Origin of the sequence: Rhizobium sp. 18055, from assembly GCF_902706285.1 — a bacterium.
Lineage (GTDB): Bacteria > Pseudomonadota > Alphaproteobacteria > Rhizobiales > Rhizobiaceae > Rhizobium.
The window spans coordinates 91,776-117,733 of record NZ_CACSKD010000017.1; the positions used below are offsets into that span (position 1 = coordinate 91,776).

Consider the following 25,958-nt stretch of genomic DNA (forward strand, 5'->3'; position numbering starts at 1 on the left):
CCGCCTCCTCACACGTTCAGCAGGAGGAATTCGCGCTCCCAGGGGCTGATCACCTGCATGAAGGTCTCGAACTCGCCGCGCTTGACGCCGGCATAAAGCCCGATGAATTCGCGGCCGAAGATCTCTTCGAAAGCCGGCTCGGCTTCCATCAGGGCCACGGCTTCCAGCAGCCCGCGCGGCAGGTCGATCGATCCTTCATTGGCCGAATCCTCGGTCGGCGCCGTCGGCTCGATTTCCTTCGTGATCCCGAGCAAGCCGCAGGCAAGCGATGCCGCCAGTGCCAGATACGGATTGGCATCCGAACTCGGCAGCCGGTTTTCGACGCGGCGTGCCTGCGGATCGGACACCGGCACGCGGAACGCCGTGGTGCGGTTGTCGTAGCCCCAGGCATTGTTGACAGGGCAGGACATGTCGGGCGTCAGGCGGCGGTAGGAGTTCACGTAGGGCGCCAGCATGCACAGCACGCTCGGCACGTATTTCTGCATGCCGCCGATGAAGTGGAAGAACTCCTTGGACGGCGATCCATCAGGATTGGAGAACACGTTCTTGCCGGTGTCCTCGTGGATCACCGACTGGTGGATATGCATCGCCGATCCGGCCTGGCCCTGCATCGGCTTGGCCATGAAGGTGGCATAGATGCCGTGCTTCATGGCCGCTTCGCGAATGGTCCGCTTGAACAGGAACACCTGGTCGGCAAGCTCGATCGGGTTGCCGTGGCGAAGGTTGATTTCCAGCTGCGCCGGCCCCTCCTCGTGGATCAGCGTGTCGATCTCCAGACCCTGCTTTTCCGAGAAGTGGTAGATGTCGTCGATCAACTCGTCGAACTCGTTGATGCCGGCGATCGAATAGCCCTGGCCACCCAGGATGGCGCGGCCGGATCTGCCCTTCGGCGGGTGCAGCGGATAGTCCGGGTCGTCGTTCTTGGCGACCAGATAGAACTCGATTTCAGGCGCCACGATCGGCTTCCAGCCGCGGTCGTGATAGAGCTTCATCACCCGCTTCAGCACGTTGCGCGGCGTGTAGGGCACCTCCTCGCCATCGACGCTGACGATATCGCAGATCACCTGCGCCGTCGGATCGGTTTCCCACGGCACGACCGAGAGTGTCGAAAGGTCCGGCACCAGCTTCAGGTCGCTGTCGCGCGGCTCGTAGCGGAAGCTTTCGGTTTCCTCCGGATATTCGCCCGAAATCGTATGCCGGTAGATGGCAGACGGCAGGGCCAGTGAGGTGTTCGAGGTGAATTTCGAACTCGGCATCATCTTGCCGCGCGGCACGCCGGCAAGATCAGGCGTGATGCATTCGATGTCTTCGATGCCGCGTGCCCGCAAGAACTGCGCTGCTTCCTTCCAGGATGCCACGCCACGCAGAGATCCCGGGTCAGGAGGGGATTTCTTCGAGGAAGGCACATTCTTGGCAGGCTTCAGCGTCGTCTTTTTTGGGGACATGACACACCGGTTTACGTTGATCTTGCAGCTATAATAGCCGGAGTTTGGCAATTGGCGAGAGGGAGACACGTTGACTTTCGCCCATTGATGGAAAAAGAAGGCGCCTTTCAGTGAAGGAACAGGCTGTGCAGCGAAAAAGCGATGTGATCGTCATAGGCGCTGGCGCAGCCGGCATGATGTGCGCCATTCGTGCCGCAGGCGGTGGTCGTCAGGTGATCGTTCTCGATCACGCCAGGACCCCCGGCGACAAGATCCGCATCTCCGGCGGCGGCCGCTGCAACTTCACCAACATCCACGCCAGCCCGAAGAATTTTCTCTCGGCCAACCCGCATTTCAGCAAGTCGGCGCTGGCCCGCTTCACGCCATCGGATTTCGTCGCCATGGTCGATCGCCACAGGATTGCCTGGCATGAGAAGACACTGGGCCAGCTGTTTTGCGACGACAGCGCCAAGGACATCATCCGCATGCTGCTGGACGAGATGGAAGCGGCGGGCGCCAAGCTGCACCTGCGTACCGAAATCATCGATGTCGAAAAGACCGAGACCGGGTTTCGTGTGGCCACCTCGGAAGGCGACTATCACTGCACCGCGCTGGTGATTGCCACCGGCGGCAAGTCGATCCCGAAAATGGGCGCCACCGGCTTTGCCTATCGCATCGCCGAACAGTTCGGCCTGCCGATGATCGAAACCCGCCCTGGCCTGGTGCCGCTGACGCTGGATCAGGGGCTGCTCGAAAGTGTTGCACCGCTTTCCGGCATCGCCGCCCCCGCGGAACTCCGCCACGGCAAGACCGCCTTTCGCGAAGCGCTGCTTTTCACCCACCGCGGTCTCAGTGGCCCGGCCATCCTGCAGATCTCGTCCTATTGGCGCGAAGGCGACGAGATCACCGTCGATATCGAGCCCGACATCGATCTGATGGCGCATCTGAAGGCCGCCAAGCAGGCCAACGGTCGCCAATCGGCGCAGACAGCACTTGGCGAAGTGCTGCCGAAGCGGCTTGCCCAATATCTGGTCGAACGCGCCGCCGTGACGGGCAATATGGCCGACATGTCGGACAAGGTGCTGACACGGCTGGTCGATGCCGCGCAGAGCTGGAAGCTCAAGCCATCGGGCTCGGAAGGGTATCGCACGGCCGAAGTCACGCTCGGCGGCATCGATACGGCAGCCCTCGATTCGAGGACCATGCAGGCAAAGACCGTGCCCGGTCTCTATTTCATCGGCGAATGCGTCGATGTGACCGGCTGGCTCGGCGGCTATAATTTCCAGTGGGCCTGGGCATCCGGCTTTGCCGCGGGCGAAGCTCTGCAGGGCAATGATTCTTTGTAGGGATGAAACCAGTCGGAGGATTCAAGAGTTCTTAAGCAGGGTGCGCCATCCTGTCTCAATGACGTGCTCAAAAGCGCTACCTAAATAAGGCTTTACCAGCAGATTTTTTTGTTGGATTGTTGTGTCAGAGAGAAGTGAGGTTCTGCAGATGAACAAGAACACACGACGCGCCCGCGCCATTGCAATCGCTGAGGCCAAGCCCGACAGCCGGGTGATTGCTATCCGCTATTTCGTGACTGTAGTGAGTGCTTCGGCGGCCGTGATGGCGCTCATCCTGGCGAGGGTGCTCTAAAGCACCTTCCGCAGCGGTGGAAAGATCGCTTGTGGCGCGTTGCCTGCGCCTGGAGCTTGTGCATGTGTGCCGAGCGTGCCTGTGTGCCGCGCATCTATTGGTACCGAGCGCCTTCGCCTAAAGTTTCCGCTACATAAGCTTATCCAAAAATTAACGCATCTTCTGCAAAGCTATGGACGATTTATGGGCGCCTCGGTTTTGTGAGGCGGCTAGGCAATGATTGCCGTCCGGGCTTCTGCTCGCGATACCCCATTGTTCCAAAATGTTTCGATGCACTCAGCCGATGCGCGATGACGCCGTCGGTGGGAGGAGTGGTGTATGGAAGGCCGGAACCCCCATGTTTATTGACAGGATTCTTTCCCGTTTTAGAATCAAGACCAAGGTCCTGATTTTTGTTTTGCCCTTTGTTGTCAGCATTTCCGCGGTTGGCTTTACCGGCCTTTATGCGTCCGGCCTGCTGCAGGGCCGTATGGAGATCTCCAACAGCGTGCTTCAGTCGCTGAGCGGGTTCAAGGACCTCTTCGGCTCGATGGACGATTTCCTGCGCACCACCAATGAACAGGCGCGCGACAAGCTCTATGCCGATGTCGCCACCCAGCAGACAACGCTGAACGCGACGCTGAAGCAGATCGGTGACAATGCCGGCCGCGACAATCTGCAGGCCGCAACCGATGGCACCTCGGGCATATCGGGCACCGTGGGCAAGCTCTGGACCCTGCACGAGCAGGAAGTGGCTCTCCGCAAGTCCATCGACGAAGCCCAGAAGGTGATGATTTCGAGCCGCTTCAACGTCAATTACGACGCCCAGCAGCTGCAGGAAAACATTCGCAACGACGAAGGCAATGCGACGGCAACCTTGCGCGCCGCCGATCGCCTCCTGAAGGGCGGCGATACGCTGGCAACCGTGATGGCCGATTTCGGCAAGGCGCAGGCCCCCGCTGACAAGCTCAAGGTCGTCACCGACGCGCTCCCCGGGATCATCAAGGCGCAGCGCCTGATCGAGATTTCTGTTCCGCAGAACCAGAAGAGCATGCTTCAGTCGCTGACGCAGACGATCAGCGACGTCAAGGCGCAGGCGACTGCCGCCGATGCCGGCACCGACGAGGCGATTGCCAACCTTGGTCGCCTGGTTTCCCGTTTCCGACAGATGTCGACCTACACCCAGCTCACGGCAACGCAGATGATGCGCGCTGCAACGACGACCTTCGTCGAGCTCGACAGCCGTATCGCCCAGACCAACTCCGTTCTGGAAGACACGCGCCGCCTGGAGAGCGCGATCTATTCGCTGCAGCTCGTCCTCGGCGAATTCGCTGCCAAGCCGGTCAAGGACAACCGCGTTCGCCTGCACCAGGAAATCGCCACGCTCGGCACCAACCTGAATACGCTGCTCGCCAGCGCCAAGGGCATGAATTTTGCCGAAGACATCGTCGCTGCCATGGCACCGGCACTTGCCTCGATGGACAAGGATGCGCAGAGCCTGGTCGATACCATAGAACAGCGCGTTACCGACTATGCCTCTGCCCGCCAGCAACTGAATGCCGTCTGGGGCCAGCTTACCGCCTTTGCCGAACTGCAGAAGCAGACCGCCGGTGCCGAACGCACCCAGGCCAACGGCATCTCGGTCCTCACCACCGGTCTCGGCATCCTCCTGTCGGTCGTCGGCGGCATCGCGCTTGTCCTGACGTTGCAACGCCCGATCGGTCAGATCACCGCCGCCATGCGCCGGATCGCCGATGGCGCGCTCGATACCAGCATCTCGGGCGAACAACGCTTTGACGAAATCGGCGACATGGCCCGCGCACTCGGCATCTTCAAGGAAAATGCCATCTCCAAGATCCGCATCGAGGAGCAGAGCGACGAAGAGCGCGCTGCCTCCGAGCATGAGCGCCAGCGCAACGATGCCGAAAAACGCGAGATGGACCGTCAGATCGAATTCGCGGTCAACTCGCTCGCATCCGGTCTCGAGCGCATGTCGCAGGGCGATATCTCGACCACCATCGACACGCCGTTCATCGGTCGCCTCGAGCAGCTTCGCCAGGACTTCAACGGTTCTATGCTGAACCTGCAGGCAACCATGGGCCAGATCCGCGACAACGTCGAGATGATCCAGGGCAACGGCAACCAGATGGCCCAGTCCGCCGAAGATCTCGCCAAGCGCACCGAACACCAGGCCGCCTCTCTGGAAGAGACAGCCGCTGCCGTGGACCAGATCACCGTCACTGTCCGCTCGTCGGCCGAGCGCGCCAAGGAGGCCGATCAGGTCGTTCGCCAGGCCAAGCGCAGCGCCGATGACTCGGCCACCGTCGTCAACAACGCCATCGACGCGATGACCCGCATCGAGGACGCGTCGCGCCAGATCGAACAGATCATCGGCGTCATCGACGAAATCGCCTTCCAGACCAACCTTCTGGCGCTCAACGCCGGTATCGAGGCGGCGCGCGCCGGTGAAGCCGGCAAGGGCTTCGCGGTGGTCGCCATGGAAGTCCGCGAACTCGCCCAGCGCTCCGCAGCGGCTGCACAGGAGATCAAGGGCCTGATCAACAAGTCGACCAACGAGGTCAGTTCCGGTTCGCAGTTCGTCCAGCAGACCGGCACGGTGCTGGCCAGGATCAGCACGCAGATCGTCGCCATCAGCGAACATGTCGAAGTGATCGCCCGCGCCAGCCACGATCAGTCCAGCGCGCTGCAGGAAGTCAACGCGACCGTCAACCAGATGGATCAGATGACCCAGCAGAACGCCGCAATGGTCGAGGAGACGACGGCCGCCAGCCGTGAACTGGCAACCGAAGCGGATGCGCTTCTGAGCCTCGTCAGGCAGTTCAAGATCGACAGCGACGTGCAAGCCAGGCTGCACCGCGCCGCCTGATCGACCCCACTGAAAAAGATGGCTCCGCGACGGAGCCATCTGCACATCCGGCAAATAAGCCGGCATGCAGGAAATCACCCATGCATTCTTGCCGTTACGGATATGACATCAGTCAATTTGGAAAATTTTTCTTAAAGCTTTTCCATTAGCTTGACCTGATTGTTCCGTGAGGGTGTTCCTATGCTTCGTTTATTCTCAGCGTCTATTGTCCGGCAGATCGTCGCGATTACACTTGCACTGTTGGTCTTCAGTACGGCTGCGATTGTTTCTGCGACTTACTACAATCTTAGCGCGTATGTCATGACCAGCGCGGTCACCGACGCCAAGGATGCCAGCCGGGCCATGGCCGTGCTTTATGCGGCCGGTGATCAGGCTGCGAAGATTGACGTCCGGAACAACGAGCTGACGGCCATCACCGAAGACAAGCTGCCGGCTCTTGGCGATCATGCCCTTGTCGATCGCACCGCAGCATCCATCGCCGGTTACGCGACGGTGTTCGAACGCCAGGGCAACGACTATGTCCGCGTCTCGACCAATGTGAAAAAGGAAAACGGCGAACGCGCCGTTGGCACCAAGCTCGCTGCCGATCATCCCGCCCAGGCCGCCCTTGCAAACGGCACGGCCTATTACGGCCCCGCCGATTTGTTCGGCAAGAAGTTCATGACTGGTTATTTCCCGGTCAAAAGCGCTGCCGGTTCGACGATCGGTGTCATGTTCATCGGCATCCCGATGGAGGTCTATTACAGCAGCCTGCAGACATTGCTGACCCTGGTTGTCGGCGTTGGCCTCGCTGTCCTGCTGATCGTCGGCGTCATTGCCTATTTCGCCATCCGCGCCACGGTCCGCCCGCTTGAGGCTCTGACCGCAGCCATCAACACCATCTCGTCCGGCAACCTTGATGCGCCGGTTCCCTGCGTCGACAAGCAGAACGAGTTCGGCGCAATCGGCCGTGCTCTGGCACTGTTCCAGGATGGCGCCCGTGCGCAGCTGAGCCTGGAAACCCAGGCCGCCGAACAACGCGCCTTGAGCGATGCCGAGCGTAATCGCAACGATGCCGACAAGCGCACGCTGGACGGCCAGATCGATTTCGCTGTCAACCAGCTCGCAGCCGGCCTCGGCCGCCTATCGCAGGGTGATGTCTCACAGACGATCGAAACGCCTTTTGTCGGCCGGCTCGAACAGCTTCGCGTCGATTTCAACGCATCGCTGGAGCGTCTGCAGGACACCCTGTCGCGCATTCGCGACAATGCCTCTTCGATCCACCACAATTCCGGTTCGATGCTGTCGTCCGCCGACGAACTCTCCAAGCGCACCGAGGCACAGGCTGCAAGCCTCGAAGAAACGGCCGCTGCCGTCGAGGAAATCACGGTAACCGTGCGCTCGTCGGCCGAACGTGCCCGCGAGGCCAACAACGCCGTCATCGTCACCAAGAAGACGGCCGACAGCTCCGGCACCGTGGTCAGCGATACCGTCGCCGCCATGGATCGGATCGAGCAAGCCTCCAAGCAGATCGAGCAGATCATCGAAGTCATCGACGACATCGCCTTCCAGACCAACCTGCTGGCGCTGAATGCCGGCATCGAGGCCGCGCGCGCCGGTGAAGCCGGCAAGGGCTTTGCGGTCGTCGCCCAGGAAGTTCGCGAACTGGCCCAGCGCTCGGCCGATGCCGCTCGCGAAATCAAGGGCCTGATCGAGAAGTCGACCAGGGAAGTCGCGGCAGGCTCCAGCCTCGTGCAGAAGACCGGGTCGGTCCTCGCCTCGATCAGCCACGAGATCATCGCGATCAGCAAGCATGTTGAAACGATCGCCACCGCCAGCCAGGACCAGTCCGCGGCCCTGCAGGAAGTCAACGGTTCCGTCAACGCGATGGACCAGATGACCCAGAAGAATGCCGCCATGGTCGAAGAAACCACCGAGCAGAGCCGTCAATTGGCCAACGAAGCCGATGCGCTCATGACGCTGATCCAGCAGTTCCGCATCGATGCGTCTCCGGCCGCAGGCCATGGCCGGATGCGCAACGCCGCCTGATTGGCATCTCCACCGTTTTCAAAGTCGAAGGGTCGCGCACGTCGCGGCCCTTTTTCGTTGGACGGTACGCCAGCAGGCGGGCTGCAAGACGCTCGATCCGCGACGTCCCGAAGCTCCTATAGAACTCGTCCTCCGCACGCGCCGACCGATGATCGCAACGTTGAGCGCCAAGCTCCAGCAGCTTGGTAAAGGCCAGCAATTCAATCATGACGATGTCCTTCCTGTAAGATCAAGACATCGACTTTTTATGCCCCAAAAATCGCTTCATAAACGGACGAAATCCCACTATGTTTTTCATTCATGAAAAGCACCCAATGGGATTCCTTCCAGCTCTTCCTGCAGGTCGCGCGCCTCGGCGGGCTGACCGGTGCCAGTGCGGCGAGCGCGCTCAGCCCTGCCACCATCGGCCGCCGCATGCTCGATCTTGAACAGGAGATCGGACGCACGCTGTTTTCCCGCAGCCAGACCGGCTACCGGCTGACGCCCGATGGCCAGGCGCTGCTCGATCATCTCCAGGAGATGGAGGTCGCCGCCCGCAAGGTGGATGCCTGGCGACAGGCCGGCAGTGTCGGTGCAACGGTCAGGGTCGCCGTCGGCACCTGGGTTGCCTGGCTGATGGCCGAGAACTTCGCCGCCATCCGCATGCCGGGCGATAATTTTGCCGTATCGCTGACGATCGGCGAGGCGCGGCCCACGCTCAACTACCGGGAAATCGATATCGCCATGCGTGCCTTCGAACCCGAGGAGAGCAATCTGGCTGCCCGGCTGCTGGGGGAGGTGGCCTATGCCGTCTACGCCAGGCGCAATGCCGGCGAGCAGGAAGAGCGCTGGCTCGCCGTCGGCGAGGAGGATGCGATCTCCAGTTATCTGCGCTGGCCGCATCGGAACGCTGCGGGCTCGATCGTCGTCACCGTGAACCGCCCGCGCTCACTGCCGGATCTGCTGCGCGCCGGCGCCGGCAAGGCGGTGCTGCCCTGCTTCGTCGGCGATCTCGATCCCGATCTGCAGCGCATCGGGCCGGAACTGCCGGAGCTGCGTCATCGCCAGTGGATCGTCATGAACAACGAGGATCGCCACCGCAGGGAAATCCGCACGGTGGCCGATCGCATGACGAAGCTGCTGAAAAGCTACGGCGATCTGTTCGCCGGCAAGCGCCCCAGCCGCAGTTGAGGCAAAGGGCAGCGCCCGAAGACGCCGCCCCCTTCGCAGATCAGTTGCGCCCGGCAACGATGACGGGGATGAGCAGGTCGCCCCAGTTCCCGTCACCGCCGTGGTGTCGTGCCGAGCGCACGATCTCGATCGAGACACCGGCATCGACCGCCTTCATGACCGATTGGTTCAGCCGATGCAGATCATTGGCGAGCATGCGGATCATGCTCTGCTGATCCGGCGTCATGCTGGTGGATTGTTCCTCGGCGCGTTCCTTGACGCGTGCAAGCGTAGGCATGGTCATCTCCTCCTTTGTTTGGTCGGGTGTGTCGTCATTCGGCTGCCGGCTTGAACTGCGCGTGCTCGGTCGAACCTCGCATCGCCACCGTCGAGGACCGCCCGCCGGTGATCGCCATCGACACGGCATCGAAATAACCGGTGCCGACTTCGCGCTGATGCTTGGTCGCGGTGTAGCCATTGACCTCGGCGGCAAACTCCGCCTGCTGCAGCTCCGAATAGGCGGCCATCTGCCGGTCCTTGTAGCCGCGGGCAAGCTCGTACATGCCGAAGTTCAGCTGGTGGAAACCGGCAAGCGTAATGAACTGGAACTTGTAGCCCATCGCCCCGAGCTCGCGCTGGAACCTGGCGATCGTTGCGTCGTCGAGGTTCTTTTTCCAGTTGAACGATGGCGAGCAGTTGTAGGCGAGCAGCTTTCCCGGATGCACCTTGTGCACGCCCTCGGCAAACCGCCGCGCCTGCGCCAGATCCGGCTTCGACGTTTCGCACCAGATCAGGTCGCAATGCGGCGCATAGGCGACAGCGCGCGCAATGCACGGCTCCAGCCCGTTGCGCACCTGGTAGAAGCCCTCGACGGTGCGCCCGGCATCGCAATCGACGAACGGCTGGTCGCGCTCGTCGATGTCTGAGGTCAGCAGCTTGGCGGCTTCCGCATCCGTGCGGGCAATCACCAGCGTCTGGACGCCCATGACATCGGCCGCCAGCCGCGCCGCATCGAGATTGCGGATATGGGCCGCCGTCGGGATCAGCACCTTGCCGCCGAGATGGCCGCATTTCTTTTCCGACGCCAGCTGGTCCTCGAAATGCACGCCTGCGACACCCGCCTCGATATAGGCTTTCATGATCTCGAAGGCATTCAGCGGTCCACCGAAGCCCGCTTCCGCATCGGCAACGATCGGCGCGAACCATGTCTCGACCGAAAGCCCCTTGTCCTCCGAGGTCTCGATCTGGTCGGCGCGCTGCAGTGTGCGGTTGATGCGCTTGGCAAGCTCCGGCCCGGCATTGGCGGGGTAGAGCGACTGGTCGGGATACATTGCCGATGCCGTGTTGGAATCTGCCGCCACCTGCCAGCCGGAGAGGTAGATCGCCTTCAGCCCGGCGCGCACCATCTGCATCGCCTGATTGCCGGACAGCGCCCCCAGCGCATTGGTGAACTCGTCCTGATGCAGCAGCTGCCACAGCCGGTTGGCGCCCATTTCCGCCAGCGTGTAGCGAAGCTCCACCGATCCGCGCAGCCGCCTGACATCGGCCGCCGAATATGGCCGCACGATGCCATCGAAGCGCTCTGCGGGAATGTTGCGGTGGAGCGTGTCAAACTCTGTCATGTGTTCCTCCATCATGATCCGGTTGCCGATTGGCTGATTGACAGGATTTACAAAATGGGAAGAAATGGCCAGAGTTATCGTGGAAAGCGCGCCGTAAAACGGGTCGTGATGCAAATACTTTGACAGGTTGGTGCAGTAAATTTGTCAATTTTTGTAAAAGCCTGCGCGGATCTATTCTGTAAAGGATTGTCAAATGGCTGAACGCAAGATATTCGCCGGCCCCAAGGTTCGCCGTATCCGCAACGGCCTCGGCGTCACCCAGACGGCGATGGCCGAGGCCCTGGAGATTTCTCCCTCCTATCTCAACCTGATCGAGCGCAACCAGCGGCCGCTGACGGTGCAGCTGCTGCTGAAGCTTGCCGCCGTCTACAAGGTCGATCTCGAAGAACTGCGCACAGAGAGCGGTGGCAGCCTCGGCCAGTTGAAGGAGGTCTTTGCCGATCCATTGCTGTCGGGGGAATTGCCGGGCGATCAGGAACTGGTCGAAGTTGCCGAAGCCGCTCCCAATGCCGCAAGCGGTGTCATCAAGCTCTATCGCGCCTATCGCGAGCAGGCCGCGCGCCTCTCCGATCTGACGATGCTGAGCAGCGGCGAGGGGCAAGCGCCGCTTTCCGGCGCACGCCTTCCAGCCGACGAGGTGCGCGACGTGCTGGAGCGCCGCTCAGCCTATTTCCCCGAGATCGAGCAGGCAGCCGAAGCCTTCCTGCGTCAGCTTTCCGATCCCCGCGATCCGGCCGCCGCCTTCAAGGAGTGGCTGCGGGCCGAACGCGGCATCGGCGTCCGCGTTCTTCCCGTTCACGTCATGCCCGATCTGCGCCGCCGCTTCGACCGCCACTCGATGCGCCTGTTCATCTCCGAGCGGTTGTCAGCGGCAGATCAGGCGCAGGAGATTGCCATCGAAGTGTCGACACTGGCGCTGCGGGAGCCGATCCTGTCCGAACTGGAAGGCCTCTCGCTCTCGACACCGGAAGCCAAGCGCATCGCCCGCTTCGAGCTTGCCCGCCATGCTGCCCTTGCCCTCACCATGCCTTACGCGGCCTTTCTCGCCGCCGCGCAGGCCGTGTCCTACGACATCGACATCCTCCGCGCCCGCTTCAACGTCTCCTTCGCCCAGGCAGCCACACGTCTCACCATGCTGCAACGTCCGGGTGCCCTGGCGATCCCGTTTTTCGCGATGGAGATCGATGCCGCCGGCCACCGGCTGCGGCGGGTCGGCGGGCAGGGGTTCCCGCATCGGCGTTTCGGCGGCGGCTGTCCCAAGCTCAATGTCCACGTCGCCTTCCTGCAGCCCGGGCAGATCCTGGCCGAAATGGTCGAGATGCCGGATGATGCCCGATACCTCACCATATCGAGAACGCTGGAGGGGCCGAATGCCCCGTTCGGCGAGCGCGTCCGCCGCACCGCGCTGCTGATCGGTTGTGATGCGGCGGCGGGCGAAAACACGGTTTACGGCAAGGCGGTGTCAGTGCATCAGGCGATCCCTGTCGGCTCGGGCTGTCGGCTCTGCGAGCGGCGCGGCTGTCTGTCGCGCGCCGAGCCACCGGTCACCCGGCCATTGGGACTGGATGAGATGGTAGCGGGTCTGAGCAGCTTCGATGTCTAGTCCTGACCAAATCCCGAACTTTGCGAAATCGAAGTCTTGGCGAAATACCAGTCTTGGCGAAATCATTGAGAGTGCAGGATTTTGCGCTTGTCGGCTCTGGAAATCCTTTCTAGTCTGCAACCAAAACCAGAGGGAAGGGCGTCCGCGGAAAACGAGGCCCGAACAAAAAACAGGAGATAGCATGAGGTCAACTCTCGCAAGGCTTGCAGCCACCGCGCTCGTGGCTGGGCTTTCGGCTACGCCGTCGATCGCCGAGGATCGCGTCGTCAACGTCTACAACTGGTCCGATTATATCGACAGTTCCATCCTCGAGGACTTCACCAAGGAAACCGGCATCAAGGTCGTTTACGACACCTTCGATTCCAACGAGACGCTGGAAGCCAAGCTTTTGGCCGGCGGCACCGGCTACGACGTCGTCGTGCCGACCGTTTCCTTCATGCAGCGCCAGATCGCTGCCGGCGTCTACCAGAAGCTCGACAAGTCGAAGCTGCCGAACCTTTCCAACATGTGGGACGTGGTCACCAAGGGCGTCGCCTCCTTCGACCCCGGCAACGAATACAGCGTCGACTACATGTGGGGCACCACAGGCATCGGCTACAACATCGACAAGGTGAAGGCCGCCCTCGGCTCCGACGAGAAGCCCAACTGGGATGTCCTGTTCGATCCGGCAAAGGCTGCCAAGCTCAAGGATTGCGGCATCTACATGCTGGATTCCCCGACCGACGTCATTCCGTCGGTTCTGGCCTATCTCGACCTGAACCCCAACAGCACCGACGCCGCCGATCTCAAGAAGGCGCAGGGCGTGCTGATGGCCATTCGCCCCTTCGTGCGCAAGTTCCACTCGTCGGAATACATCAGCGCGCTTGCCAATGGTGACATCTGCATCGCGCTCGGCTTCTCCGGCGATGTCTTCCAGGCACGCGACCGTGCAACGGAAGCCAATGCCGGGGTCAAGATCGGCTACTCCGTGCCGTCGCAGGGTGCGCAGATCTTCTTCGACGTCTTCGGTATCCCAGCCGATGCGCCGCATGTGGCCGAAGCGCATGAATTCATCAACTACATGATGAAGCCCGAAGTCGCCGCCAAGGCATCGAATTACGTGTTCTACGCCAACGGCAACAAGGCATCGCAGCCGCTGCTCGACAAGGAAGTGATCGACGACACGGCGATCTACCCGACGCCCGACGTCATGGCGAAACTCTTCACCGTTCCGCCGCTCGACGCCAAAGCGCAGCGCGTGGTGACGCGACTGTGGACCACGGTCGTCACCGGTCAGTAAAACGCACTGATCTGCCCGAACCGCGAGGTTCGGGCATTTCTTTTAGGCGCGCATAGGTCAGCTACGTTTTTCGGGGAAAAATCATGAAGTCACTCGGCAATATTCGCCGTTCCTTTGCGCCTTGGACCGATCCGGCTGCCAAGCCGTTCATCTCAGTCAACAACGTCACCAAGCGCTTTGGCGATTTTACCGCCGTCGATGACCTCTCCCTGAATATCTACCACCGCGAGTTCTTCGCCCTGCTCGGCGCGTCCGGCTGCGGCAAGTCCACGCTGCTGCGTATGCTGGCCGGTTTCGAGCAGCCGACCGCGGGCGAGATCGTTCTCGATGGCACCGATCTGGCCGGAACCCCGCCCTACAAGCGGCCTGTCAACATGATGTTCCAGTCCTACGCGCTGTTCCCGCATATGACGGTCGAAAAGAACATCGCCTTCGGCCTGCGCCAGGACGGCATGACCAAGGACGAGATCGGCGAGCGCGTTTTGCAGATGCTGAAGATGGTGAAGCTGGAAAAGTTCGCCGCCCGCAAGCCGAACCAGCTGTCCGGCGGTCAGCGCCAGCGCGTGGCACTCGCCCGTTCGCTCGCCAAGCGCCCCAAGGTGCTGCTGCTCGATGAGCCGCTCGGCGCGCTCGACAAGAAGCTGCGCGAGGAAACCCAGTTCGAGCTGATGGACCTGCAGCAGAACCTCGGCCTCACCTTCGTCGTCGTCACCCACGACCAGGAAGAGGCAATGACCATGGCCGATCGCATTGCGGTGATGAGCCACGGCAAGGTCGTCCAGGTGGCGACGCCTGCCGAAATCTACGAGGCGCCGAACTCCCGCTTCGTGGCCGATTTCATCGGCGACGTGAACATCTTCGACGGCAAGGTCACGGCTTCCAATGCCGGCAGCCTCGAGATCGCCATCGATAGCGACCTCACTATCAGGGTCTCCGGCGCCGAGCCATTGCCGGTCGGCAGCGCTGCAGGCTTCGCCATCCGCCCGGAAAAGCTGCGCGTCAGCCGCACGCCGCCGGCCAATCCCGGTATCAACGCCGCATCCGGCGAGCTCTGGGACATCGCCTATCTCGGCGACATGACGGTCTTCCATGTGAAGTTGAAGAGCGGTGCTGTGGTCAAGGCGTCGTCGCTGAATGCGCAGCGCTCCGTCGAAGATCCCTTCGTCTATGACCAGGAAGTCTGGGTCACCTTCGCCGAGGATGCCGGCGTCGTGCTGAAGGATTGACGCCATGGGCAAGCTCGGATCGTCAGTCTACAACCGCCTCGTCATCATCATCCCCTATGTCTGGCTGCTGCTGTTCTTCCTGGCGCCGTTCTTCATCGTCTTCCGCATCTCCCTGTCATCGACGGCGATCGCCATGCCGCCCTACGATCCGGCTTTCTCCTTTGCCGATAGCTGGGCCGACACCTGGGAGAAGATCGCCAGCTTCTCATTCGACAATTACCACTACCTGATCGACGACCCGCTCTATTTCAACGCCTACCTCTCCAGCGTCATCATCGCCGGCATCTCGACGCTGCTGACGCTGCTGATCGCCTATCCGGTTGCCTATGGCATGGCCAATGCCCCGCGCAGCATCCGGCCGACGCTGCTGATGCTGGTCATCCTGCCGTTCTGGACCAGCTTCCTGATCCGCGTCTACGCCTGGATCGCCATCCTCAAGCCCGAGGGCCTGCTGAACCAGCTGCTGCTGTCGCTGAACATCATCGATAGCCCGCTGATCATCCTCAACACCAACATCGCCGTCTATATCGGCATCGTCTATTCCTACCTGCCGTTCATGGTGCTGCCGCTTTACTCCTCGCTGGAGAAGATGGACGGCACGCTGATCGAGGCGGCGCAGGATCTCGGCTGCCCGCCGATCACCGCCTTCTGGCGCGTCACCTTCCCGCTATCGCTGCCGGGCGTCGTCGCCGGCTGCATGCTGGTGTTCATTCCTGCCGTCGGCGAGTTCGTCATCCCCGATCTGCTCGGCGGATCGCAGACGCTGATGATCGGCAAGACGCTGTGGAACGAGTTCAATTCCAACCGCGACTGGCCGGTATCGTCAGCGGTAGCGACCATCCTGCTGCTGATCCTGGTGATCCCGATCGTCTTCTTCCAGAATGTGCAGGCCAAAGCCGATGAGCAGGGGAAGTAGACCATGATGAAATGGACACGCTTCAACGTCGCCTCCGTCGCCGTCGGCTTTGCCTTCCTCTATCTGCCGATCGTGTTGCTGGTGATCTTTTCGTTCAACGAATCGAAGCTCGTCACCGTCTGGGGCGGCTTCTCGACCAAGTGGTACGTCTCGCTCTTCCATAACCAGGCGCTGCTCGATGCCGCCTGGGTGACACTCAGGGTCGGCGTTCTCTCGGCCACGGCTGCAACGATCCTGGGAACGCTCGCGGCGATCACGCTGGTGCGCTACACCAAGTTCCGCGGACGCATGCTGTTCTCCGGCATGGTCTACGCGCCGCTGGTCATGCCTGAAGTCATCACCGGCCTGTCGCTGCTGCTGCTGTTCGTGGCGATCGGCTTCGACCGCGGCTTCTGGACCATCACCTTGGCGCATACGACGCTCACCATGTGCTTCGTCGCCGTCGTCGTGCAGTCGCGCCTGTTGAGTTTCGACCGCTCGATCGAGGAGGCCGCGCTCGATCTCGGCTCCCCGCCGGTGCGCACCTTCTTCGAGATCACCCTGCCGATCATCGCCCCCGCAGTGCTGTCCGGCTGGATCCTCGCCTTCACCCTGTCGCTGGATGACCTCGTCATCGCCAGCTTCACTTCGGGTCCCGGCGCCACCACGCTGCCGATGAAGATCTATAGCCAGGTCCGCCTCGGCGTCACGCCGGAGATCAACGCGGTCTGTACCATCCTGATCGCCATCGTCGCGGTCGGCGTAGTTGCCACGTCGATCATCACCAAGCGGCGCGAGATCCAACGCGAACGCGACGAGCGGGCGGCTGCCAACGCGCCCTGATCATTTGGTCGTGCCTGGCGGCTGATTGCCCGGCAGGGCCGACAGCACCGGATCGGGCCAGGAGCCGCCGACGAAGAACGGCAGTGCCGGGTAGGCCGCATCATTGGCCGGGTCGGTTGCGGCGATCTTGCCTGACAGAGCCAGACCGCTGGATTTGTAGGGAATGACGCCGGAGAGCGTGATCGTCTCCGCAGGACCTTCGATCCGTCCACCCCGTATCTGCGCCGCCCCGTTGTCGAGATCGGCGGCGATGTCGAAGCTGTCGAACGCAAAGGCACGATGCGACACGGCGTTCAGCGCAAAGAAATCCGTCTTGGCGGCCTCGCTGCGCACGGCCTCCGTATCGAAGCCCGGCAGCGAACCGGATTTCGCACGAAAACGGATGTTGCCGGTCACGTCAGCCGGCCCCGCTTTCCAGATCGGAAGGCTGGTGCGCACGGCGAGGTCGAGCGATCCGGTCGCAAGCGGCAACGGACCCTTCAGATCGAGCCGCTCGACCAGACCGGCAAAGTCGGCGCCCCGGATCGACATCTGCAGCTTGCCGCCACCATCGAAGTCGCCGCGGGTGGTTTCGATATGTGCCGTCAGTGCGCCGCCCTCGAACTGGCTGTCGCCGATGTCGAACCGCGCCTCGTTGCTGGATACGATGATGCTGGCGCCGACATTGGACAGCCTGAAGGGCGTCAGATCGGCTTCTTTCGCCGAGAGCCTGAGATCGAGATCCAGCGCCTGCAGCGGTCCACCCTCGGGCGGTCCATTGTCTTCGCCGGCGACAAGCCGAACCACGAAGGCGTCGAACAGCGACTTGAAATTGATCTGGTCGAAGGCGAGCGTTCCCCCGAGCTTCGCCCGCTTGCCCGGCGCAAAGGTAATATCCATCGCGCCGCTGGCGCTGGCGCCGTTCATGCCGAGGCTGACATTGTCGAAGCGGAAACCGTTGGCGGCCGACATCACGTTGCTGTCGATGTCGAACGCCTGCAGCGTCGCGACGTCGGGCAGCGATCGTCCCGCCCAAGTCAGCAAGGCCGGCAGATCCGGGATGCCCACAGACATGCTGCCCTGCAGGTTGAACAGGTGGGCGATGTTCGCCACGCCATCAAATTTCGCCGTCACCAGCTTCGAGGTCAACGCAGCCTTTAGCGGCGCGTTCTTGCCGCCGAACGTCAGCAGCGGGCTGCGCGAGAAGAAATCCAGCTTGAGATCCAGGCCGTTGGTTCTGGCGATCAAGACCGCGCCGATCGGGCTCGACAGCTTCGGCCAGCCGATATCCGCGGTCACGCCATCGAAGCGATAGGTCTTGCCGCTGGCAACGTCGCTGACATTCAGTGTCCCGTCTTCGACCGTGATCGTGCCGATATCCGCATCGAGCGCAGTCGCCAGTGTCTCCTCGCCATTCTGGTCCTTGGCGCCGGCAATCGCCTGTGCCAGCAGGCCGTCATTCGTCCAGTCGATGGTGCCGTTGCGCTCGCGGGTGAGCAGCAGGTTGGGGCGCAGAATATGGAATTCGTGGAAGCTTGCCTTGCCTCTGAAGGCATCGATCAGGCTGAACTCGGCCGAGATGCTTTCGATGGTGCCGAGCAGCTTGTTGTCGCTGCTCTTCTGGCGCACTGCAATCTTGTTGATGGTGATCCGCGGAGTCGGCCAGAACTCGATGACCGGCCGGCCGGTGATTTCGGCATTGTAACCGGTCCATCGCGACAGCGAGTCCTCGATGCCGGATCGAACCAGTCCGGTTGAAATCACATAGGGCCCGGCCACGCGCAGCGAAACGAAGACGGCCAGGCCAACCAGCAGCGAGATCGTCGCAACGCGTGCAACGCTGGGCAGCCAGCGGGAAACGGGCCTGATTTTTATCCGCCGCGGCGGTTGTCGGGACGTACCCATGAGTTTCGCCAGTCTTTCGACATTTGCCCGTTAATCCACTGAAATTCCGGATATATCAAATGCCGGGCGGTTGCAATTGGATAGCCCGCACTCCGCTTGGCCACCACCTTTATCCGGCGTCATGGCATGTTATATAAGTAGACAACAAGAGGAGTTCTGCATGCGTGACGATAAGCCACTCTGGATCCCTTCGCGAACCTCGGTTGAAGCCAGTCCGATCTTTGCGTTGATGCAGAAGTGCAACCACGACTTCGGCCTTTCCATGTCCGATTATGGTGAGCTGCACGCATGGTCCGTTGCCGACCGGGAAAAGTTCTGGACGGCAGTCTGGGAATTCTGCGAGGTCAAGGGCGATCGTGGTGCCCGTGTGCTTGTCGATGGCGATGTCATGCTCGATGCCCGGTTCTTTCCCGATGCCACGCTGAACTTTGCCGAAAATCTGCTGTCAGGCGAGGGCGCCGGTGACGCGATCATTTTCCGCGGCGAGGACAAGGTGCACGACCGCTGGAGCTGGGACAGGCTTCGCGATCTCGTCTCCAGACTGCAGCAGGCAATGCGCGCCCAGGGCATCGGCCCCGGCGACCGCATTGCCGCGATGATGCCGAACATGCCCGAGACCGTCGCTTTCATGCTGGCAGCCGCGTCCATCGGCGCAATCTGGTCCTCCGGTTCCCCCGATTTCGGCGAACAGGGCGTGCTCGACCGCTTCGGCCAGATCGAACCGAAGCTGTTCATCGCCTGCGATGCCTATTGGTATGGCGGCAAGCTGCAGGATGTCACGGCCAAGGTGACGGCCGTCGCAGGCAGCCTCGGCGTCCCCGCTGTCATCGTTCACTATGCCGGCGATGCCAAAGCGGCCGCCGGCGCCACAGCCGGTGCGAAAACGATGGACGATTTCATTGCGCCCCATGCCGCGCGCCCGGTCGAGTTCCTCCGCCTGCCGTTCGCCCACCCGCTCTACATCCTGTTTTCGTCTGGCACCACGGGCGTTCCCAAATGCATCGTCCATTCGGCCGGCGGCACGCTGCTGCAGCATCTGAAGGAGCATCGGCTGCATTGTGGTCTCGAACGAGGCGACAGGCTGTTTTACTTCACCACCTGCGGCTGGATGATGTGGAACTGGCTGGTATCGGGTCTCGCCGTCGGGGCCACGCTATGCCTCTACGACGGGTCGCCGTTTTCGCCTGATGGCAATGTGCTGTTCGACTATGCCGAGGCCGAAAAATTCGCCGTCTTCGGCACCTCGGCAAAATATATCGATGCTGTCCGCAAGAGCGGCCTGACGCCGCGCACCTCACATGATCTCGCAAGCCTGCGCCTGATGACCTCGACCGGTTCGCCGCTGTCACCTGAAGGGTTCACCTTCGTCTACGAGGGCATCAAGCCGGACGTGCAACTCGCCTCGATCTCCGGCGGCACCGATATCGTCTCCTGCTTCGTGCTTGGAAATCCGATGCAGCCGGTCTGGCGCGGCGAGATCCAGGGGCCGGGGCTTGGCCTTGCCATGGATGTCTGGGACGATGACGGCCGGCCGGTGCGACAGGAAAAGGGCGAACTGGTCTGCACCAGGGCGTTCCCCTCCATGCCCGTGATGTTCTGGAACGATCCCGATGGCGCCAAGTATCGCGCGGCCTATTTCGAGCGCTTCGACAATGTCTGGTGCCACGGCGATTTCGCCGAGTGGACGGAGCACGACGGCATCGTCATCCACGGCCGCTCGGACGCGACGCTGAACCCCGGCGGGGTGCGCATCGGCACTGCGGAGATCTACAATCAGGTCGAGCAGATGCAGGAAGTCGCCGAGGCGCTCTGTATCGGCCAGGAGTGGGACGACGATGTGCGCGTCGTTCTCTTCGTCCGCCTTGCCGCTGGCGTGACATTGACAGACGAGTTGGTCAAATCAATCAAAACGCGAATCCGCAGCGGGGCGTCGCCGCGCCATGTCCCGGCCAAGATCATTTCCGTCTCCGATATTCCGCGAACAAAGTCCGGAAAGATCGTCGAACTTGCCGTTCGCGAAATTGTGCATGGTCGGCCGGTCAAGAACAAGGAAGCACTGGCAAATCCGGAAGCTCTTGATTTGTTTCAAGGAATTTCGGAATTGCGCAGCTAGTTCATTAAAGTCCTAGTGAAACTACGATCTTTTACCTCCGATAGATCGTAGCCTCAGGCAAGCCTTTGTTAAGAAAGGCTCGTCAAAGGTTAATGTAACTTGGGGCTGCATATGAACAAGGCAGCTTGGAGCTTCCGCTCCCGCAACATGATGTTACATCGCCTAAGCCCTTGTTGAACAGCACCCTAACTATCAGGCAGCCTCCGGGCTGCCTTTTTTCGGTCAGCCTGCCAGAACCCGCTGCGACGGAAAGGCGATCTCGACGAGCGTGCCTTCGTTCGGCGTCGAGCTGATGGCAAAGATCGCCCGGTTGGCATCGACCATCGCCTTGGTCAGCGGCAGGCCCAGCCCGGTGCCTTCGCCACGATGGCGCGATTGCGTCGAAACCTGCCGGAACGGCTTCATCGCCTGATCGAGCTCGCTGCGGGTCATGCCGACGCCGGTATCGCGGATGCGCAGCACCACGCTGCCATTCGCCTCATAGGAGGTCGATACCACGATCTGTCCACCGGATGGTGTGAAGCGGATGGCGTTGGAGAGGATGTTCAGCGCTATCTGCTTGATCGAGCGCAGATCGGCAACCACTTCGGGAACCGCATGCGACAGCGCCGTGCGGATGATCACCCGCTGGCTGTTTGCCTGTGGCTGCAGCAGCGCGACGGCTTCCGAGATTGCCTCATTGAGGCTGATCGCGTCGAAATCGAGGTCCATCTCGCCGGCTTCGATCTTCGAAATATCGAGCAGATCGTTGACGATATCGAGCACATGCCGGCCCGAACGGCCGATGTCGTTGGCATATTCCACATAGCGCGGATGGCCGATCGGCCCGAAGCGTTCGCCCGCCATCATGTCGGAGAAGCCGATGATGGCGTTGAGCGGCGTGCGGATCTCGTGGCTGACGCGGGCAAGGAAATCGGTCTTGTGGGCATTGGCCGTCTCGGCCGCACTCTTGGCGCCGCGCAATTCGTCTTCGGTCCGCTTCCACTGGGTGATGTCGCGAATGACGGCGCAGTAGCCGCTGGAGGAGGTCAGGTGGCCGAGCGTCATGAACAGCGGCACGAACCCGCCAGCCGCCTCGCGGCCGATCACCTCGCGCCCGTCATTCAGCACGCTGGCGACGCCGTGGCCGGAAATGCCGCTCAGATAATCGAGCACCGCCTTCTGGCTTTCATGCGCAAACAGCATGACGAACGGCTTGCCGCGCGTGTCCTCGTCGTCATAGTTGAACAAGGCGCTGGCAGACCGGTTCATCGAGCGGATGTCGCCGTCTGTGCCGATCACCACGACGCCATCGGTGGCGGTCTCCAGGATCGAGCGCAATTCCTCGACCTCGACCTGCAGCTTGGCAACCTTCTCGACCATCCGGTCGGCCGCACGGCCATCAACGGGCGGAGCGACGTCGGCGACGGGTGCCGGCCGGTCCTTGGCGACAGGCATCAGCGCCAGCATCAGTGCGGTCGTGTCTTCCCAGCGGATCGACTGCAGGCGCGCCGAGACCGGCACCAGGTCGTCATCCATGGTCACCAACATCATCCCGTCGTGCCGGCCGTCATTGCCTTCCAGTTCGCTGCGCTGAAGCAGCGCATCGATACCGCCGACATCGACCAGATCCTGCAGCGACCGGTAGCCGGTCAGCCGCATGAATTCAGGATTGGCATGGATCAACTGGTCGCCCGCATGAATAAGCACGGCGACAGGCAGCTGGTCGATCATGCCGGCCGAGAAACCATCGGTCATCTTCACCCGCGGCGGAATGAAGCTCGCGAGGATGTCCATCTGGCTGACGGTCTCTTCAAGACCTTCGGTTACGTCGCCATTATCATTATCATTATCATTATCATTGTCATTGTCATTGTCATTGTCGTTGTTGGCGGGCGGTGGCAGGTCGGCCTCGGCTGTGGCCGGTTCGATCTCATCCGCAGCAGCGGACAGATCGCTCTCTTCGGCGGGCAGCGATGCGTCGGCGGTATGCTCTTCAGCCGAAACCGTGGTCTCTTCGGCAGATGCCTCTTCAGCGGCGAGTTCGGGCGACACTTTGTCATCGACGAGATCCGCATTCGGGGATTCATCGGCAGGCGTTGCCGCGGCTACAGCGCTCTCGACCGGCTTGCCGTCGTCGTCATCTGATCCGTTCACGCCGAAGGCTTCAAGACGCTTGGCGATCTCGCGGAAATTCGCCTGCTCTGCAGAACTGAGCCCCGGACCGACACCATGGAGTTGTACGATCTTGTCCGTCAGCCGGCGGTTCGGTGTTTCCACAATGCGTAAGGCGGGCGGTTCTGCGCGCGGCGGTTCTTCCACGGCCTTGTCGGCAGCGGGCTCTTCCGCATCGCCGGCGGGCAAAACATCATCCTCTCTAACAGGAAGATCTTCGGCCGCCGCCTCTGTAAATTCGGGTGCAAAATCTGCGACTTGCGGCGCACCAACGACCTCGGGCGCATCTGTCGCCACCGGCCCGTCGCGTGCCGTTTCCTCCGCAACCGGTTCCGCCACGACCGCAGCCGCGCCGGCCCCTTCGGAATGCTGTTCCAGCGACGCAGCGTCATAGGAGATGCCGTGCGGACCGAAGGTGAGGCCGAGTGCCAGCGGATCTTCCGCCGCATCCGACAGGCGAACGACGCCGAAACCGCGGAAGCCATCGAATTCCCGGCTTCTCGTATAGGTCGGCAGTGCCGCAAGATCGACCGGCACCGCCAGGCTGGTGCCCTCGATCGGCCAGTGGATGGTCTTGCCGGACCACGTATCGCGGCGTGCCAGTGCTTCCGAGATCTTGCCCTCGGGGTCGAGATTGAACAGCGCGGCGATATCGCTGAAAGCGACGCCGATAATGTCTGCGGCATGCGGACCGACGGCTTCCGCAAACTCGCCGGAAACTTCGCTGAACTGACCTTCGGCATCGATCTTCCAGACGAAACGCGTCGCCCGGCTGTTCGGCTGGAACACGAAACCGTTGGCTTCCGCGGCTGCCGGCGCTGGCGCGTCTACCGCTTCGGCGATCACGGGCGGGATATCGGCAGCATCGATCTTGGTTGGTTCAGGCTCGACATCGGCCACGACGTCGGCTGCCTGTTCGGCGCCGATATCAGTCGAAACAGCCTCAGCCTCGTCAGCCATAGGGGCGGCCGGCTCGGGCGTCCTGGCTGCATCTGTGGGCTCGAACGCGGAAATGTCATCGTCGCCATAGGAGGGCTGCTCGGCATGAAACGCTTCGTCAGGCTCTTCCGCAGAAGGTCCTGCCTCCAGCCCTCCTTCGGCAACCGCCGCGGCAGCTTCCGTCGCATCGGCATCGGCCGCAATGCTGTCGTTGCCGATCAGTGTATCCGCTTCCGGATCGGCGTCTGCCAAGCTGTCGATATTGCCGAACGCAACCGTCTCGTCATGGATGTCAGGCTCGATTGAGCCCGCCTCGAACACCGCATCGGTCTCGACCGGCACCGTCTCCGCTTCGAATGCCTCTGCGGAAGCAGCAGAGGCTTCTGCCAGATCGGTGTCCTCGGCGATGCTCGCTTCCGGCACTTCCTCGATCTCTTCGATCCCGGCAACGGCATCGATCGCATCGGCAAACTGCGATGGCGCGGCGGCGGTATGGTTAACGGGGCTTGTGGATAATTCAACAACATCCGTCGGGTCGAGGCGCCCGAGAACAGTCTCGACGGCGAAGAGCAGGTAGAGAGCCGGATCGCTGCTGATTCGCCCGACGGCGGCCGGCAGGTAACCCTTGCCTGTCGCCACCGGCCGCTTCACCAGCCCATGCAGATGTGCGGCCGCCATCGTGGCCAACGCCTTGGCGGTCGGCTGCGTGACGCCGAGCGAGGCGAAGCCGGGGGAGGCGGCAACGATTTCGCCATCGCCGCCGATCACGGCCATATGGGTGTCCGGATCGTCGAGCCCCTTCAGCATCTGTGCGGCCGATTGTGCCGCCGAAAGAGCGCGGTTCGAGACCGGCAGAGACACCAGAATGGCCTGTTCGCCCGGAGAAACGCTAATGAGTTCAACGCAGGACTGCACCGCAACGCGCTGGAAGCCCTGCGCGATGCGGATCATGAAGTTCCTGTTGTCACCGATCTTGACCAGTTGCTGGGCCGCGGCTTCGAGCTGACGATAGGTGATGTCGGTGCGATTGACGCCCTGGTCGAGCAGGTCATAGACCGCCGCATGCCCGAAAAGCTCGGCTCCGGCCCCGTTTGCCCAGAGTGCCCGGGAAAGGTCGGCCGAGAAAAGTACCAGCGCTTCGCCACGGGAAAAGCGCTCCCGTACACGGGGATGTACGGCGATGTCGATGAATGGGTACTGGACTGCGGGCATCAGCGGACCTTTAGTCTTCTGGTATGACAAATTAACGGTCTATTAATAACGACAGGCCGCAAACCGGTCCAGCGCGGCTGCCGGCTTTCGGCCGAAAAGGTTAACGCCGCGTGCGGCGCACAAATATGTTGCAGTGCACAATAAGATAGGCTATATCATGGTTACCTAACGAACGAGGCTATCACGATGCCGAGACAAAAGGAGCCTATACAAATGGCGAAAATGGAAGACGTATTTTCTATCTCCTCTTTTGACCCCTCGAAGTTCGCTGACTCTTTCCGCGATTTCGCCGAAAAGGGTTCGCAGCAGTCACGCGACGCCTATGCCAAGATGAAGTCTGCAGGCGAAGAAGCCGGCAAGACGCTTGAATCCACCATGCAGACAGCCCAGGCCGGTGCCGCCGAAATCGGCCATCAGGCAATTGGCGTGCTGCGCACCAGCACCGAAAACTCGCTGGCCCACATGGACGCGCTGCTCTCCGTCAAGTCGGTTGCCGAATTCTTCGAGCTCCAGACCTCCTTCCTGCGCAAGCAGACGGAACTGACCATCGAGCAGGCAAAGGCAATGCAGGAAACCTCCAAGCAGGTTGCCGAAAAGCTTGCCAAGCCATCGAAGGAAGCAGCCGAAAAGGCCATGGCATCCTTCAAGGCTGCCTGATATCTTGCTGAAGACAAACAAAAAGGCCGGGCTTTTTGTCCGGCATTTTTGTATATTAATGACAGATAGGGCTTGAATTAAATTCCGAGTCCTCGTATGTCAGCCCCGTCGCGCCAAGCGACGTTTGTGCGGTTGTAGCTCAGTTGGTTAGAGCGCAGGTTTGTGGATCCTGAGGTCGGTGGTTCGAGACCACCCAACCGTACCATTCTTCCACTATCCATCTCTTCAAAAGCAAACGCGGGCTTTCGGTCCACTTTCGCTATGCTTCAGTGCTTGATCATCACAGGCATGGTCGCGTGTGTAGCCGGACGCGAAAAATCGGAATTTTGACACCAAGTTCTGGAATTTTCAGGTTTCGCATTGGTCTGGCACGAATCTTTAATGAGGCTTTGAAGCTGTCTCAAACCTCGCTCGCAGCTGATGAGA

At 61.5% G+C, this 25,958-nt stretch carries 17 protein-coding genes and 1 tRNA gene; 13 read left to right on the forward strand and 5 right to left on the reverse strand.

Annotated elements, in window-relative coordinates; genetic code table 11:
- Positions 1-8 precede the first annotated feature (8 nt).
- Complete coding sequence (locus tag GVL52_RS23765) at positions 9-1,445, reverse strand: glutamine synthetase family protein (protein WP_160011658.1); 1,437 nt, start codon at positions 1,443-1,445, stop codon at positions 9-11.
- Between the two features lie 173 nt (positions 1,446-1,618).
- Between GVL52_RS23765 and GVL52_RS23770 the strand changes: the two genes are divergently transcribed.
- The 5 genes from GVL52_RS23770 to GVL52_RS23785 all read left to right on the forward strand — a co-directional run bounded on the left by GVL52_RS23770 (position 1,619) and on the right by GVL52_RS23785 (position 9,126).
- Positions 1,619-2,770 carry an NAD(P)/FAD-dependent oxidoreductase gene (locus tag GVL52_RS23770; protein ID WP_244619262.1) on the forward strand — a complete coding sequence of 384 codons (1,152 nt, stop codon included), beginning with the start codon at positions 1,619-1,621 and terminating at the stop codon, positions 2,768-2,770.
- Positions 2,771-2,918: 148 nt separating this feature from the next.
- Complete coding sequence (locus tag GVL52_RS30490) at positions 2,919-3,062, forward strand: hypothetical protein (protein WP_200847886.1); 144 nt, start codon at positions 2,919-2,921, stop codon at positions 3,060-3,062.
- Between the two features lie 337 nt (positions 3,063-3,399).
- Complete coding sequence (locus GVL52_RS23775) at positions 3,400-5,928, forward strand: HAMP domain-containing methyl-accepting chemotaxis protein (RefSeq protein WP_160011662.1); 2,529 nt, start codon at positions 3,400-3,402, stop codon at positions 5,926-5,928.
- Between the two features lie 180 nt (positions 5,929-6,108).
- Positions 6,109-7,956, forward strand: a complete 1,848-nt coding sequence (locus tag GVL52_RS23780; protein WP_160011663.1) for a methyl-accepting chemotaxis protein — start codon at positions 6,109-6,111, stop codon at positions 7,954-7,956.
- A gap of 300 nt (positions 7,957-8,256) precedes the next feature.
- Entirely contained in the window at positions 8,257-9,126 is an 870-nt protein-coding gene (locus GVL52_RS23785; RefSeq protein WP_160011664.1) for a LysR family transcriptional regulator, read from the forward strand.
- A gap of 40 nt (positions 9,127-9,166) precedes the next feature.
- On the opposite strand, the gene GVL52_RS23790 is transcribed toward GVL52_RS23785, so the two are convergent.
- Positions 9,167-9,403 carry a hypothetical protein gene (locus tag GVL52_RS23790; RefSeq protein ID WP_160011665.1) on the reverse strand — a complete coding sequence of 79 codons (237 nt, stop codon included), beginning with the start codon at positions 9,401-9,403 and terminating at the stop codon, positions 9,167-9,169.
- Positions 9,404-9,437: 34 nt separating this feature from the next.
- Positions 9,438-10,727: an isocitrate lyase gene (gene aceA / locus GVL52_RS23795; protein WP_160011666.1), complete on the reverse strand. Its 1,290-nt coding sequence runs from the start codon at positions 10,725-10,727 to the stop codon at positions 9,438-9,440.
- A 193-nt stretch (positions 10,728-10,920) separates the two neighbouring features.
- On the opposite strand from aceA, the gene GVL52_RS23800 reads away from it, so the two are divergent.
- The 5 genes from GVL52_RS23800 (at position 10,921) to GVL52_RS23820 (ending at position 16,573) form a co-directional block, all read left to right on the forward strand.
- Positions 10,921-12,330 (forward strand): short-chain fatty acyl-CoA regulator family protein, encoded by a 1,410-nt coding sequence (locus tag GVL52_RS23800; RefSeq protein WP_160011667.1) that lies wholly within the window; start codon positions 10,921-10,923, stop codon positions 12,328-12,330.
- Between the two features lie 181 nt (positions 12,331-12,511).
- Complete coding sequence (locus GVL52_RS23805) at positions 12,512-13,609, forward strand: polyamine ABC transporter substrate-binding protein (RefSeq protein WP_160011668.1); 1,098 nt, start codon at positions 12,512-12,514, stop codon at positions 13,607-13,609.
- An 83-nt stretch (positions 13,610-13,692) separates the two neighbouring features.
- Positions 13,693-14,835 carry an ABC transporter ATP-binding protein gene (locus tag GVL52_RS23810; protein ID WP_160011669.1) on the forward strand — a complete coding sequence of 381 codons (1,143 nt, stop codon included), beginning with the start codon at positions 13,693-13,695 and terminating at the stop codon, positions 14,833-14,835.
- 4 nt (positions 14,836-14,839) lie between these two features.
- Positions 14,840-15,751, forward strand: a complete 912-nt coding sequence (locus GVL52_RS23815; protein ID WP_160011670.1) for an ABC transporter permease subunit — start codon at positions 14,840-14,842, stop codon at positions 15,749-15,751.
- 3 nt (positions 15,752-15,754) lie between these two features.
- On the forward strand, positions 15,755-16,573 hold the full coding sequence (locus tag GVL52_RS23820) for an ABC transporter permease (RefSeq protein WP_160011671.1): 819 nt from the start codon (positions 15,755-15,757) through the stop codon (positions 16,571-16,573).
- Here the strand turns inward: GVL52_RS23820 and GVL52_RS23825 are convergent, their stop codons facing one another.
- The gene (locus GVL52_RS23825) at positions 16,574-18,457 is read right to left on the reverse strand and encodes an AsmA-like C-terminal region-containing protein (protein ID WP_160011672.1); all 1,884 of its coding nucleotides are present in this window, start codon (positions 18,455-18,457) and stop codon (positions 16,574-16,576) included.
- Between the two features lie 160 nt (positions 18,458-18,617).
- Between GVL52_RS23825 and GVL52_RS23830 the strand changes: the two genes are divergently transcribed.
- Positions 18,618-20,570, forward strand: a complete 1,953-nt coding sequence (locus tag GVL52_RS23830; protein WP_160011673.1) for an acetoacetate--CoA ligase — start codon at positions 18,618-18,620, stop codon at positions 20,568-20,570.
- 222 nt (positions 20,571-20,792) lie between these two features.
- On the opposite strand, the gene GVL52_RS23835 is transcribed toward GVL52_RS23830, so the two are convergent.
- Positions 20,793-24,875 carry an ATP-binding protein gene (locus GVL52_RS23835; RefSeq protein WP_160011674.1) on the reverse strand — a complete coding sequence of 1,361 codons (4,083 nt, stop codon included), beginning with the start codon at positions 24,873-24,875 and terminating at the stop codon, positions 20,793-20,795.
- A gap of 213 nt (positions 24,876-25,088) precedes the next feature.
- Between GVL52_RS23835 and GVL52_RS23840 the strand changes: the two genes are divergently transcribed.
- Positions 25,089-25,532 (forward strand): phasin family protein, encoded by a 444-nt coding sequence (locus GVL52_RS23840; RefSeq protein WP_160011676.1) that lies wholly within the window; start codon positions 25,089-25,091, stop codon positions 25,530-25,532.
- 128 nt (positions 25,533-25,660) lie between these two features.
- Positions 25,661-25,737 (forward strand) — tRNA-His (locus GVL52_RS23845).
- Positions 25,738-25,958: the final 221 nt, after the last annotated feature.

Excerpts from the sequence above, each read along its gene's own strand:
- GVL52_RS23770 (WP_244619262.1), top strand. The coding sequence starts at position 1,619 with ATGATGTGCGCCATTCGTGCCGCAGGCGGTGGTCGTCAGGTGATCGTT.
- GVL52_RS23835 (WP_160011674.1), bottom strand. The coding sequence starts at position 24,875 with ATGCCCGCAGTCCAGTACCCATTCATCGACATCGCCGTACATCCCCGT.
- GVL52_RS23830 (WP_160011673.1), top strand. The coding sequence starts at position 18,618 with ATGCGTGACGATAAGCCACTCTGGATCCCTTCGCGAACCTCGGTTGAA.
- GVL52_RS23820 (WP_160011671.1), top strand. The coding sequence starts at position 15,755 with ATGATGAAATGGACACGCTTCAACGTCGCCTCCGTCGCCGTCGGCTTT.
- GVL52_RS23790 (WP_160011665.1), bottom strand. The coding sequence starts at position 9,403 with ATGCCTACGCTTGCACGCGTCAAGGAACGCGCCGAGGAACAATCCACC.
- GVL52_RS23780 (WP_160011663.1), top strand. The coding sequence starts at position 6,109 with ATGCTTCGTTTATTCTCAGCGTCTATTGTCCGGCAGATCGTCGCGATT.
- GVL52_RS23815 (WP_160011670.1), top strand. The coding sequence starts at position 14,840 with ATGGGCAAGCTCGGATCGTCAGTCTACAACCGCCTCGTCATCATCATC.
- GVL52_RS23840 (WP_160011676.1), top strand. The coding sequence starts at position 25,089 with ATGGCGAAAATGGAAGACGTATTTTCTATCTCCTCTTTTGACCCCTCG.
- GVL52_RS23775 (WP_160011662.1), top strand. The coding sequence starts at position 3,400 with ATGTTTATTGACAGGATTCTTTCCCGTTTTAGAATCAAGACCAAGGTC.
- GVL52_RS23805 (WP_160011668.1), top strand. The coding sequence starts at position 12,512 with ATGAGGTCAACTCTCGCAAGGCTTGCAGCCACCGCGCTCGTGGCTGGG.
- GVL52_RS23765 (WP_160011658.1), bottom strand. The coding sequence starts at position 1,445 with ATGTCCCCAAAAAAGACGACGCTGAAGCCTGCCAAGAATGTGCCTTCC.
- GVL52_RS23785 (WP_160011664.1), top strand. The coding sequence starts at position 8,257 with ATGAAAAGCACCCAATGGGATTCCTTCCAGCTCTTCCTGCAGGTCGCG.
- aceA (WP_160011666.1), bottom strand. The coding sequence starts at position 10,727 with ATGACAGAGTTTGACACGCTCCACCGCAACATTCCCGCAGAGCGCTTC.
- GVL52_RS30490 (WP_200847886.1), top strand. The coding sequence starts at position 2,919 with ATGAACAAGAACACACGACGCGCCCGCGCCATTGCAATCGCTGAGGCC.
- GVL52_RS23825 (WP_160011672.1), bottom strand. The coding sequence starts at position 18,457 with ATGGGTACGTCCCGACAACCGCCGCGGCGGATAAAAATCAGGCCCGTT.
- GVL52_RS23810 (WP_160011669.1), top strand. The coding sequence starts at position 13,693 with ATGAAGTCACTCGGCAATATTCGCCGTTCCTTTGCGCCTTGGACCGAT.
- GVL52_RS23800 (WP_160011667.1), top strand. The coding sequence starts at position 10,921 with ATGGCTGAACGCAAGATATTCGCCGGCCCCAAGGTTCGCCGTATCCGC.